The 12807-nt window shown below is 55.4% G+C and carries 9 protein-coding genes and 1 pseudogene; 3 read left to right on the top strand and 7 right to left on the bottom strand.

The features are described from left to right. Positions 1–28: 28 nt before the first annotated feature. Positions 29–1030 carry a helix-turn-helix transcriptional regulator gene (locus tag HYD27_RS26075; RefSeq protein WP_219220101.1) on the bottom strand — a complete coding sequence of 334 codons (1002 nt, stop codon included), beginning with the start codon at positions 1028–1030 and terminating at the stop codon, positions 29–31. A 115-nt stretch (positions 1031–1145) separates the two neighbouring features. Here HYD27_RS26075 and HYD27_RS26070 point away from each other — a divergent pair, with 115 nt between their 5' ends. Next, complete coding sequence (locus HYD27_RS26070; RefSeq protein WP_219220099.1) at positions 1146–1571, top strand: VOC family protein; 426 nt, start codon at positions 1146–1148, stop codon at positions 1569–1571. A gap of 841 nt (positions 1572–2412) precedes the next feature. Here HYD27_RS26070 and HYD27_RS26065 read toward each other — a convergent pair. The 6 genes and pseudogenes from HYD27_RS26065 to HYD27_RS26040 all read right to left on the bottom strand — a co-directional run. Next, a complete protein-coding gene (locus tag HYD27_RS26065) occupies positions 2413–3621 on the bottom strand; it encodes a spr1629 family repressor/antitoxin (protein ID WP_219220097.1) in 1209 nt (402 codons plus the stop codon). A 40-nt stretch (positions 3622–3661) separates the two neighbouring features. Then, the gene (locus HYD27_RS26060; protein WP_219220095.1) at positions 3662–4417 is read right to left on the bottom strand and encodes a spr1630 family ClpXP-sensitive toxin; all 756 of its coding nucleotides are present in this window, start codon (positions 4415–4417) and stop codon (positions 3662–3664) included. 206 nt (positions 4418–4623) lie between these two features. Continuing rightward, positions 4624–5520 carry a DNA-3-methyladenine glycosylase family protein gene (locus HYD27_RS26055; protein WP_219220093.1) on the bottom strand — a complete coding sequence of 299 codons (897 nt, stop codon included), beginning with the start codon at positions 5518–5520 and terminating at the stop codon, positions 4624–4626. Beyond that, positions 5501–6052 (bottom strand): methylated-DNA--[protein]-cysteine S-methyltransferase, encoded by a 552-nt coding sequence (locus HYD27_RS26050; RefSeq protein ID WP_219220092.1) that lies wholly within the window; start codon positions 6050–6052, stop codon positions 5501–5503. Before HYD27_RS26050 ends, HYD27_RS26055 begins: the two co-directional genes overlap by 20 nt. Next, complete coding sequence (locus HYD27_RS26045) at positions 6045–6620, bottom strand: bifunctional transcriptional activator/DNA repair enzyme AdaA (RefSeq protein WP_219220090.1); 576 nt, start codon at positions 6618–6620, stop codon at positions 6045–6047. Before HYD27_RS26045 ends, HYD27_RS26050 begins: the two co-directional genes overlap by 8 nt. A gap of 1068 nt (positions 6621–7688) precedes the next feature. Further along, positions 7689–7930, bottom strand: a pseudogene (locus HYD27_RS26040) (AraC family transcriptional regulator); the annotation flags it as partial. Positions 7931–8130: 200 nt separating this feature from the next. Between HYD27_RS26040 and HYD27_RS26035 the strand changes: the two are divergent. Continuing rightward, the gene (locus HYD27_RS26035) at positions 8131–9777 is read left to right on the top strand and encodes an SWIM zinc finger family protein (protein WP_219220088.1); all 1647 of its coding nucleotides are present in this window, start codon (positions 8131–8133) and stop codon (positions 9775–9777) included. Continuing rightward, on the top strand, positions 9774–12806 hold the full coding sequence (locus tag HYD27_RS26030) for a DEAD/DEAH box helicase (protein WP_219220086.1): 3033 nt from the start codon (positions 9774–9776) through the stop codon (positions 12804–12806). Before HYD27_RS26035 ends, HYD27_RS26030 begins: the two co-directional genes overlap by 4 nt. Position 12807: the final 1 nt, after the last annotated feature.

The following is a 12807-nucleotide window of genomic DNA, read 5'->3' as shown; positions in this document are numbered from 1 at the left end:
AAGCTGCCATAATTACGCCGCCCCCGCTCTAGCTATACTTCGCCAGCATATCTCCAAGCAGCTTGCTTATCCACTCGACAAGTACCGGAGGTCCTTTCACCTCAGCCTCATTGCATAATCCGATAGCAAACCTGGCGAAGAATTGCAGATCACTCCTGCCGATCTCCCCCTCCAGCCGCCCGGTGCCGTCTTCGCGGGTATGCAGCAGCTGGGACGACCACAGCTCAGCCTCGCAAGCCTGGACTCCATCAGGGGTCAGCTCTATGTATATCCGGACCTGATCCCTATTATTAGTTGACTCCCGCTCCCCGATACTGCTCTTCTCCTGCTTCAGGCTTCCTTCCACACTGCTGTAAGCATCCTTATTCCCCAAATGCACATGCTGCAAATCCAGCGGGACAAGGCCGGAGGTGTCATATATTGCCTTATGCATCCGGTCGCAGCGGAACACGCGGATGCCGCCGCGCAGGAAGCAGTAGGCGGGACAATACCATAAGCCGCTATTGGCATAGATGCCGACCGGCTGGATAAGACGTTCCATACGCTTGCCCTTGGATTGATAATCAATCCGCAGCACTTTTTGCCCCGTTGCCGCTTCCAGCAGTATGGAGAGATAGGGAAACTCCGCCTGCCGCGCCGGGATCACAAAATCAATCCGGTTCTTCATCCCGTCAATCCGGTCGCGGACATCCCCGGACATATAATTGTAGAATTTATGCAGTGCGCTCAGCGACTCCTCCTTGAAGGGCAGGTACTTGTAGTGGCGCAAGGCATGGCTGGCAAAAAAAATCGCCACCGCCTCTTCCTCCGTAAAGGCAATCGGCGGGAGTATTCTCTCGTTCAGCACCTGGTAGCCCCCGTGCGGCCCCACTTCGGAATATAGCGGTACCCCCAGCTCCCCAAGCTCCTGCAAATCCCGCAGAATCGTTCTTGAGGAAACGCCGAATTCATCCGCCAGCTCTTTGACGGTGAACCTGCGCTTGCGGTTGACGGTCATCATCAGCTCCAGCAGGCGTTTGGATTTTGACATGGCATACGCTCCGATTTATTTTATATTTATGACAATACCTGTCACCATTATACCCTACAATGAACTCATAGCCCAGCAGCAGCGGGCAAATTCAATAACAGGGAGAGATTTGAACATGGCCTTACAGCTAAATCCTTTTATACTGCTCGACGGTACGGCACGGGAGGCAATTGAATTCTATCAGGAGGCGCTGGACGCGAAGCTGCTCTTCAAGCAAACTGTGGGGGAAGGCCCGCTGAACCCCGGGTCGCCCATGTCCGGGAAAGACAAGGCCCGGATCGCCCATTCTGTGTTGCGGGTAGGGGAGTCGGAGTTTTATGTGGCCGATCTGGAGCCGGGACAGGCGCTGCGCCCGGGGAACGGCATTAATATCTGCATTACCGCAGACGATGCCGGAACAGCGGAGCGGCTGTACCATTCGCTGCAGGAAGGCGGACAGATTGATGTGAAGCTCGGCCCCACTTACTTCAGCCCGGCATATGGCATGATCACCGATAAGTTCGGCGTAGCCTTTCAGGTATTTACGAAGCGGGCGCGCTGAAAAAGGCGCCAAGCAGAACCTGCTTCGCCGTCCTCTGAAAGAGGCGGCACCCGTTTTTCCAAAAATAGAAGGATAATTGATAGCGTGAAACATATAAACCTGAATTTCGAAAGTAAGTATCCACAAATCCTCTAAAAAGCTCTACACGAAGGGATGTCTTGCTACAAACAGCTTGCACCCAATGGGTGAAGGAAAAAGAGGGGTTATCCCTTGTCCGATCTGGATGGGTTCCATTCACTTTCGGAATTCAGGATGAATGGAACCGGAGAGCCTGAACAAGCGGATGAAAAGCAAGGAGGTTCATAAGGAACGGAAGCGAAGTGTAAAAAGTAACACTAATGGGCTGGAATCCTGGCTTGAACGGGCTTTAGTGGGATTTTGTACACCTAATGGAGGCCCGCTCCCCCCATATGCCTGATTTCAGCCGAATTAGGTGTACTTTTTCCCACTAGGGATGATCCAGGAGCCGAATGCGGTGGATTAGTTGTCCTTTTTACCACTAAAATGACTGCTCTTTGGATGAATGGTTCAAGTTCTATCTTAATGCAGGCGAATTCCTCTGCAAGGGAGAGAAACGGATCGATTAGGGTTCCTTTTTCCCGCTAAGACCTTGCGAAATAGCGGCTGGGGGAATATGAAGTGACCGTTTCCACCTGGCTTCCCGCCTGGCTTCAGCAGCCAGCCTTACATCTGAAATGCCAACAGCTGCCCGGCCCGGTCAAGGAAGGCGCAGCCGTTTCCACTTGAAAGATAAGAATTTATCCTGAATTTCGAAAAAGACGACTCTTCATTCTGAATTCAAGAATGAACGTCGTCTTTTTGCCGGAGCCGACAACTGCCCCTATAGATCATCGCCGGAGATATGATCATGTATTTTAGTCACATTATGAATATCGAAATCCATATCCTTCTTCACATACCTGTTAAAAAAATCAGGATCAATCCCTGTCAACTGATGAAAGAAGGGCAATTCCGCTCTCCAATCCTGCTCAATCATTTGAGGGATATCCACCAGACCTTTTTTTGAAACAAGATCGATAATGGATTTAATCTTCATGGGCTTCTGTATCGGAATGATTTTATCGAGCGGCTCTCTTTCTAAATATTTTTTCCGGTGCATTGCCGCGTAAAAGTTGCGATGATCCCTGGGTTCCATGAGGCCAAGCTGAGTTGCCCTGTATCCGAGCACCTGCAGCGAGGTTTTCCATTTCTTTTTCAAATCGAGGTAATCATCCGGGTTCGTGATATGGACAATATCCTGCATATCTGCTGCAAATTTGTCTTGCGGCAACAACAAGGCCCCGGCAAACAGATTCGCTTCACTTTCAATCATTTTGTGCTCTTTCCGGTCCAGGTTAGCAAACTCAAGGCGGTAATGAAGCAACAAATGACCTAATTCATGTGCAATATCGAAGTTTCTCCGGACAGCCGATCGTTTCATATTGCCTAAGATAATATAGGGACGGTCATTGAGGGTCCAGAGGCTATAGGCATCAATCTCCTCTCCAATGGCCTTTTCAAACACAAAAACTCCGCTTTTTTCGATCATGAACATGAGATCTTCATTTGTAGAGTCCGCAAAACCGAGTCTTTCACGTGCTAAAAAAGCCACATGATGGATTTGAGCCGCTCTGTCATCCTCTGAATGATTTAAGTACGCTATAACCTCATCCCTTAGCTTGATGATTTTAAGGGTAGGGAGACTAACATTGGCCGTAATATAGTTGACAAATGCATCCAGAAATTCGACATGCTTGGCTTCAGCCTGCGTCTTCGAGATAACATTCAAGACTTTCGAACGATAAGCGATGTTCATTAAGTCGACATTGGCTGGCGTCCTATACCTTGCAAGCATATCTTCCGTATAAAAGTATTTGCCCTTCACATCAAAAATCCGTTTCAACTCATTTACGATTTGCAATTTCGGTGATGTATAAGCGTTCTCATACTGCCAGACTGCTTGTTCTGTAACACCCAACTTTTCAGAGAGCTGTTTTCTCGAATATCCGTGCATGATCCGTAAATTGGCCAGATTGTCACCAATGAACATGCCTGCTTCCTCCTTAATGGACTAACACCATTCTGTTTATTCATGATTGTTGTTGTTCATCTTCAAATATCCCGATATCAAATGCAGCCGGATCCATAATATCTTCGTTCATTTCCGGTGCCACGACTTCGCGATCCTCATCCGTCAGATCAGCTCCTGAGATAAAATCTGAAAGATCCTCTACAAGGTAAGCAACGTTATCATTAGGGTTCGGCAAATAATGCTTGATTTCAGATATCTGATAGGCTTCATCAAGCGCATACGTGAGGATATGAAACTGGTTATAGGAAGACCTGAACTTCTTAAGTTCCTCTCTTACCTGACTCTCTACAATCCAGAAGGCAAGTTGCTCAACCGTTCCACGTTCTTCTGCTTCATTCGAAATTTGTGGCAGAGGCGAGAAATCCAGGTCTTCATTAATTCTTGAGAGTTCATGAAGATAGGTGCTGTAGGGACCCTTCTTGCCAAGACTACTCGGCAGCTTCGCTTGTGAGAAGGACTTTTCATTAAAATATGCCGCGTTCTTGATCAGAAAAAGAATCTTCGAATCTCCGTGGATGAATCGGAGATAATCCCATGTTAGTCCGGCCTTCGATTTCTTCCAGGTGAAGCCGTGATTCACACACTCTTCCGCAAGCCGGCTTTCGATAAAATTCCCCTTCGTCCAGGCAAAAGCTGAACTGATCTTCATCTTTGATTTCCGGTCCTTACGATGCTCAATATAATCGTGGTAACCCTCTACAATAGCATCAACTATCATTTGACTGTGCTCTGGATTAAATTTGTATTCATCCATATCAACCACTCCGATTCACAAAGATAGAAGCATTTCTAGTCTAATTCAAATCGGAGGATATGAAAATGATTTTTTGTATTTTTTTTAAAGTTTAATTAAATAAACGCCTTAATCTTTATAGTTTCATCGCTCGGACTGCAGTTTACTGCGAGACTTGCGAGGGAGGTTTCCAGGGTCCCCGCTTGAATTCTTCCCGTCTCTCCCTCTCAATACAGCGCCCGCCACAAATAGAATGTGGCGTAGGCCTCCCAGCCGCCCCAGCGTTCCGCAAGCGCAAGAAGCTCCGCCGGGGTCGGCTTCCGGTCCATGCCGGCGAGGAATTTGACGGCATTTTGCAGCCCGACATCCCCTGCCGGGAATGCTGAAGGATCATCGAGACAGCGCATGCGGACATACTGCGAAGTCCACGGGCCGACTCCGCGGATTTGCAGCAGCCGCTGCTCGGCGGCTTCCGGAGACAGATTCAGCAGCTCTTCCCGGCTCAAGGCGCCGCTGGCGGTCAGCGCGGCCACGTCCAGCACTGTCCGCGCTTTGCTGCGGGTCAGCTGCAGGGCACACAGCTCCTCTTGCGGCACTTCCGCGAACACCTCAGGCCCGGGGAAGGCATAATAAGTATGCCCTTCCCACTCCAGCGCTTCCCCATAGGCTGCGGTAAGCTGCCGCTTCAGCCTGTAGGCAAAAGCCAAATTGACCTGCTGGCCCAGAATGGCCCAGCACAGCGCTTCGAACAGGTCGGGAATTCCTACGATCCGCAGACCCCTGTGCTGCGCAGCCAACGGGCCCAGCAGCGGGTCGGCCTCTGCGAGCCGGTAGAACGGAGCAAGATCGCGGTCCAGATCGAACCATTCCGCAATATAGCGGGCCAGCCATTCTAACGCATCAGAGGCAGGAATGGCTCCGTGCAGCAGTGTTACGCGCATCCTGCTCCCCCCCGGAACCGTCAGCCGGATCAGAACCGGATGGTTGTCCAGCTTGAAGTACCGGGTTACCCCCTCCTGATCCGTCCGGTACAAGCATTCGAGCGGCGAGCGTTTCAGGTACTCCAGGCATACATCAAAATCGAAGAGCTCCGGCAGCGGCAGCTCAAAAAGCAAATCGTTCATGGCCCGCCGCCCCCACATGAGTAATGCCTTCGAGCTGCAGCAGCTCCTGCTTCAGCTGGAGCCCGCCCCGGTAGCCGGTCAACGTGCCGTTCGTGCCAATGACCCTGTGGCAGGGCAGAATGACCGGCAGCGGATTCTGCCCATTGGCTGTCCCTACCGCACGCATCGCCTGGGGTCTGCCGATTCTTGCGGCCAGCTCGCGGTAGGTGATCACCTCGCCATGGGCAATCGCAGCCAGCCCGTTCCAGACCTCCCGCTGAAACGGAGTTCCCCAGATATCCAGAGGGATGCCATCATAGCTGACCGCAGCTCCGGCGAAATAGCTCTCCAGACGCCCGATGATGCCCAGCTCCGCAAAAACGGACCGATCCTCTTGGATCCGGTGTGAAGGTGCATAGGCTCTCAGCCAAGCTGCCGCAAGCTCCTGCTCCCGCCCAAAGGACAGGCGGATCAGACCCTTGCCGCTGGCCCACAAGGTCCAGTCTCTGTTCCCCAAGGTCAGGCTGTGGTGATAAATCGTAATTTCACCCATGGTGAATTCCTCCTTTGAATTGAATGCGGTATTCTGTGGGCGGCAGACCGGTCTTCCGTGTGAACCATGCGGCAAAATGGGAGGCCCCGCGGAAGCTTACCGCTTGTCCCACCTCCGCAACCGCAAGCTCTGTATCCGCCAGCAGCGCGCAGGCCCGCTCCACACGCAGCTGATCCAGCCGTGAAGCAGGCGACCGGCCCGTCACGCGCTTATAGGTCCGCTGCAGATGGAACGGGCTGACCTTCAGCAGCCCGGCGAGCGACTGCAGCGTCACCTTCTGCCCAAACTGCGCTTCCAGCAGCTTATCTGCTTCAGCCGCCAGTACCGCGTCGGGCCGCAGCACGCCGCCCTCTTCCGGCCGGCATCTCTTACAGGGCCGGAAGCCTGCGGATACCGCCTGCTCCAATGAATCATAAAAGACCACATTCTCCGCCTTCGGAGTTCTCGCCCGGCAGGATGGGCGGCAGACAATACGGGTCGTCAGCACTGCCGTATAATATACTCCGTCGTAGGTCGGCTCACGCCGCACTACGGATTCGTAGATACGCTCGAATAATGCCTGCTCCATAGCAATCACCTCATACCGCCAGTATATACGATTCAATTTGCCTTATGCAGCCCTTTGCAATAGGAGAGCAAGATTACGACAGTGCAAGAATACTGGCATTGCGCCCAGAACGTTCAGAACGAACAGCAGACGCATGCAAATGACAGGAGCAACTTCAATACACCATGCTCGGAGCAGCTTTCTCGAAAAGATTCAGCTTTGATTTAATTTGTGATGCAGCCGTTGAACAACCAATTGCCATCAGTACAGCCGGGCAGCACTTAACGGTATTTCCGCATAAAAAAGCCCCTCCTTTGCATGCCATGACAGCGTAAGGAAGGGGCTAATGCAGCGTCTCAAAAGTTCCTCCCCCATGCTAGCAGAGGTAAAGTAAAGCCAAACTGCTCACACAGCAGAGGCACGAGTTCTTCCGGCGTTCCCTGAAAGGGAGTTATCTCACATTTGCTTTTGTGGTTCGCAAGACAAAGTGAATAGACCGAAGCACTTTTATTGTTGGCTGGGCTGCAAAGTTCGGGGTGCGAACCTGACTTGGGTCTATGAACCGCTGATCTTGCGGACCTTCATCCTGTACTTTGTGGCAGAAACAATTGGGATATTTACCCGTAAGGAGCAGCCCTTCTGCAGGTATGATCCGGAGGAGACCGCCTGCTGAAGCTGCGGATTGAGAACAGCATCCAGCGTGGACGGAAGCTCCTAACGGTACTTACACCCGTTATAGAAGTCAACTGCGCAAAATTGGCCGCCCTGAAGATCATGAGGCAGAGGGGGGACAAGGTGAAACTTGATGGTTGCCAGGGTTCAGTGCTGGCGGGGAGCCGCTCCAGGCTTTAAGTGGAAAAAGTAACACTAATCGAAGCTTTTCGGTCCCCTTGGCAGCATGAAGTGGAAAAAGTAACACTAATTCGATCAAATTAGCGATCAGCCGCCGAAATTCCCCAAATTAGGTGTACAAAATCCCACTAATCCCGTTGTGGCACGAAGCCCGGAGAATTTAGTGGTACAAAATCCACTTGGCATCTCCGGTTACGAAGGCTGCGGCGGGGCTTCCGTAACTCAACTCCGGGGAACCGGGTGAAACGGCAAATCCGCCGCCTTGTTGTCCGACTCCCGGAAGGCCCGGTTGGTCACATCGAGATTGATCTGCAGCAGCTCGATATCCGGTGTGTTCAGCTCCGTATCCAGCGCATTCGGTACTCCCTGTATGAGAACAGGCCGATCCCAATAATCAGCAGCGACACACTGACGGTCAGCATCAGGATCAGCCGGTTTTGTTTGTTGTTCAGCAAATATTTCAACTTGAATCGCAGCATTGGCGTTGCTACATCCTTCCGCGGGTCTCTTGGTTCCAGACCATAGAGTAGCATGTTTCTCCTATACTTCAATATGGAGCATATCATACCCTTTAAGATTTTAAACGTTTAGAGCGGGGAACATATTAAATGTTATAATAGTAGGAGAAAAAAGAGGTTACGGTTTCAAAAAGACCCTAGTACACAGGAGATTAGCCAAAATGCAGCCTAAATTGATGATAAACGATGCCGAGTGGGAGAAGCTCATTTCGGATGTGGCTTTTTATTTTGAGGATCTAACCCTCAAGCGGGGGTTCCAATATTATAAGCAAAACCGTGTCAAAGCCCTGCGGATGGTTTCGTCCCGCAGAGTTATGGCTGTTGTCGAGGGCCATGAGGATTATGCCGTCAGCATGGAGCTGGACAGCCTGACGGAAAGCCATTGCGACTGCCCGGTGCAGGGTCCCTGCAAGCACATGGCGGCTGTGCTGATGAATGTTGCCGAGTCGCAGGAGCGGTCCGTGAATATGCTGGCCAACGCCAAGGCGGTCGTTGACCGGAAGAAGGCGGAGGCCTTGCAGGATTCCGCCTCTGCGGGTGTCTCCGGCGGCCGCCGGGAGCAGGCGAAGAAGATTGCCGGACTGATTCCCGGGGCAACGGTCGAGCAGTGGCGGGAATATATGGCGCTGCTCACCGCACCATTGGGACAGACGGTGCGCAATCCGCAATATGCGGATCGGGCACTGGCCGCCATTGCGCAGGCGAAGGCGAAGCTCTCCCCCGCCGCGGAGCTGCTGTTCCAGCTTAATGCCCGCCTGTTTATCCTGGAGAGCCTAATTCAGCCAAGCAGCCCGCATAACGCAGGAATTCCCCCCTCTTCCAGCTATTCACTGGGGTATTACACAGCTATCGCCGTCTCTGAGCTTCAGGAGGCAGTTGCACGCCTTATGAAACACAGCCTGCCGCTGGCCTCGGAGCCGGAGGAATGGCCGCGGGTCAAGGATACATTGGCTCATGTACGGCTTGAGATGCTGACGGAATCGCGCGACCGTCTGCGGGAGCAGCCTTATTTCTCTTTCTGCTATGAACGGCTCTGGCAGAGCTGGATTGCCCCGAATACCGGCGGTCCGGAGCTGTATCTGGAGGAGCTTGACGCGCTCCGGGAGCGGGAAACCGGGCTTGGGGCCGCTGTTGCCCGTCCGGCCCTGCTGCTCGCGGAGAGCCGGATGTACTTCTACCTGAACGATGACAAAGCGGCCTGGGAACGGCTGGCTGAAGCGTCCGGGCGGCCCGGCCTGCATCCGGACGAGCTGATGGGCTTCCTCCCGGCGCTGGCCGAAGCCGGACACTGGTCCCGCCTTGCAGCCTGGCTTGAGGCCACAGGACCGCTGCTTAACACCCGCTTATATAATCTGCAGACCTATGCCGGATACTGGGAGGAGGCGGTCCGCCGCCTGCCGGAAGCGGAGCCTCAAATGTGGAATACACTGTCCCGGATGCTCCCCCTGTCACGGGATATCTACGATGAGAAGCTGCTGGCCTACGGCAAATGGCATGAATGGATGGATTACCAGCTGTCTTCGGGCAAGGAGCCCTCCGATTTCCGGGTCAGCGATTTGCAGCCTGTGGAGAAAAATGCGCCGGAGCTGCTGCTTCCCTTCTATCATCAGGCGGCCGAACGGTTCGTGCTGGAAAAGAACCGCCACAGCTATAAAGCTGCCGTGAAATTATTGAAGCGTCTGGCAAAGCTATACAAGAAAATGAAGCGCGAAGAGCGGTGGGCAGAGTTCCTGGACACCTTCACCGGCCGGCACAGCCGGCTGCGCGCGCTGCAGGAGGAGCTGCGGAAAGGAAAGCTGATCCCATGAGTATGCACACACGGAATATTACTGTTCAGCTGGCCTTGAGCCAATATGGCGATGCCCTGATCTATGCCATCAACGAACGGGATGATTATGTCCCGGGCGTGCAGCTGAAGCAGCAGCTGTTCGCCTGGCACGAGGAATCCTTCTATGGAACAGAATTGACGACCCAGAACGCCGATGGTGTGGAGCTGGTCGTTCTTCCCGCCGAACAGGTGATTCCCTTCTTTGCGGAGCTGAAGGTGCTCCGGCATATCGGCTGGAGCTGGCAGGGCAACGCGGCGCTGCTTACCGCCCTCGCCCCGCTTCTTGCCGGCCTGATTGACGAGAAGCAGTATGTCCCCAGCTTCTCCGCATTCCGCGAAGGCCGGCTGCGCTGGGACTGGGACGCCCAGAGTCTTGCGGGCGCGGCGGACGGCAACTGGGAGGCGGAAGCCGCGCTGCACGGGCTGCGGGAGCGCAGCAGCCTTGCGGAAGGGCTGCAGGCCGCCTTCTCGGCGGCGGTCTTCCAGCGCCATTACCGCACGGAGGCCGAAGCGGGCGACCTGCGGAGCGAATTCCCGCTGCTGTTCAGCCGCAGCGGGGAAGCTGCCGCCGGGATGGATGCGGACAGCTGGCTCATGTCCATCGGGTGGAAGGCGGACAACGCGCCGTTCCGTCCCGCGCTGCAGCTGCTGGAGCCGGACGGGGACTCGCCCTATTGGCGGCTGCAGCTGCTGCTCCAGGACAAGCGCGACCAAGCCGCGCTTGTGCCGCTGAGGCTCTCGGATGACGGAGAGCCTCATGGCCGCTGGCCCGCAACGTGGGATGGCCACGTCCACGAGCGGGCGGCCGGGTGGCTGTCGCGCCTGCGGGACAGCCTGCCCGGAGAGCACATCGGCCGCGGGCGCGATGTGCTCGGGGAACCGCTTAGCGACCAGGTCGCGTGGCGGTTCCTGACGGCCGACAGCCGGCGCCTGCTGGAGGCCGGCTGGCAGGTGCTGCTGCCGGCGTGGTGGGAAGCCGCCAGCCGGAAGAAGCCGCGCCTGCGCGCCAAGATCAGCTCCGGCGAGGGCAGCCGCGGCCGGTCGCTGTTCGGGCTGGACGCGCTGGTCGACTTCGACTGGCGCATCTCCATCGGCGACGCCGACCTCTCCGAGGCGGAGTTCGCCGGCCTGGTCGCGCGCGGCGAGCGGCTCGTGAAGTTCAGGGGCCAGTGGATTCCCCTGGACCCCTCGCTCCTGGCCCAGATCCAGCGGGCCATGGCCGGAATGGACAAGTCGCAGGGCTTGTCCTTCCAGGATGTTCTGCAGCTGCATCTGCTCGGCAGCGGCGGGGAGGATGCGGCTGCCGAAGCAGAAGCGGAGCAGGCAGAGGAGGACGCGGCGCGCTTCCGCCTGGAAGTGGAGCTTAACGCGCATCTGGTCAAGCTGATCGGCCAGCTCGGGCAGCGGGACCAATGGCCGCAGCCTCCTGTGCCTGCCGGACTGCACGCAGAGCTTAGGAGCTACCAGCAGGAAGGGTATGCCTGGCTGGCCTTCCTGCGCCGTTTCGGCCTGGGAGCCTGCCTGGCCGATGACATGGGCCTCGGCAAAACCGTGCAGCTCATTGCCTACCTGCTTCATCTGAAGGAGCTGCAGGCAGCTGCCGGAGCAGACCCCGATGCGGGCAGAATGCGGCAGACGGACCCTCCCGGCTGGCCTTCGCTGATCATCTGCCCGACGTCGGTGCTTGGCAACTGGCAGAAGGAGCTGCAGCGCTTTGCACCCTCCCTGAAGATCATGCTGCATTATGGAAGCAAGCGGCTGGATGCCGGTTACTTCTACGGCGCTGCTTCACAGGCAGATGTGGTCCTGACCTCCTATGCTACGGCAGCGCTGGATCAGGAGCTGCTTAAGCAATTCACTTGGGCCTCCATCTGCCTGGATGAAGCGCAGAACATCAAAAATGCCGGAACCAAGCAGTCTGCGGCTGTGCGCAGCTTCCCGGCGCTGCACCGGATCGCGCTGACGGGAACACCGATCGAGAACAGGCTCTCGGAGCTGTGGTCGATCTATGACTTCATTACACCGGGATACCTCGGCAGCTCCAAATCGTTCCAGGACCGGTTCGCAAACGCCATTGAGAAGGGGCGGGATGCGAAGCGGACGGCGGATCTGCAGAAGATGGTCAAGCCGTTCATGCTGCGCCGCAAGAAGAAGGACCCGGCAATTCAGCTTGATCTTCCCGACAAAAACGAGATGAAAACCTATGTTCATCTGACGGCCGAACAGGCGGCCTTGTACGACCAGAATGTAAACGGGCTCCTGGAGAGGATGCAGAAGCTGGAGGGTATTGAGCGCAAAGGGGCCATTCTGGCGGCACTGACCAGTCTCAAGCAGCTTTGCGATCATCCGCTATTGCTGACCAAGGATGCACTGCCGGAGCCGGATGCCGAAGGCCGTATGGACACCTCGGTCCTGGTTGAGCGTTCGGCCAAGCTTGAACGGCTGCTTGCCATGGTGCGGGAGCTGCGCGAGGAGAAGGAACGCTGCCTGATCTTCACCCAATACGTCGGCATGGGCAAGATGCTGCAGGCCGTGCTGTCACAGGAGCTGCAGGAGCCGGTATTGTATCTGAACGGCAGCACGCCCAAAGGCGCACGCGACCGCATGATTGAGCAATTCCAGATGCCTTCGCCGCCGGAGGGAAGCTCCCCTCCGGATGGCGGGCAGCCGCAGGCGGAGCAGCCTAATGTGTTCATCCTCTCGCTGAAGGCGGGAGGCGTTGGCCTGAACCTGACCGCCGCCAACCATGTCTTCCACTTCGACCGCTGGTGGAATCCGGCCGTCGAGAATCAGGCCACGGACCGTGCGTACCGCATGGGCCAGACCCGGGATGTGCAGGTGCACAAGTTCATTTCGCTCGGCACACTGGAAGAGAAGATTGACGAAATGCTGGAGAGCAAGCAGCAGCTTAGCGACGATGTGATCGCAAGCTCCGAGGGCTGGATTACCGAGCTGTCCACCGACGCGCTGAAGGATCTGTTCACGCTGCGGCGGGAGTGGGTAGGCTGAT

It is taken from the genome of Paenibacillus sp. S150 (genome assembly GCF_019352175.1).
Taxonomy (GTDB): Bacteria; Bacillota; Bacilli; order Paenibacillales; family Paenibacillaceae; genus Paenibacillus_AQ.
The sequence above is the reverse complement of the archived record's forward strand: the minus strand, read 5'-3'. Positions and strand labels throughout refer to the sequence as shown.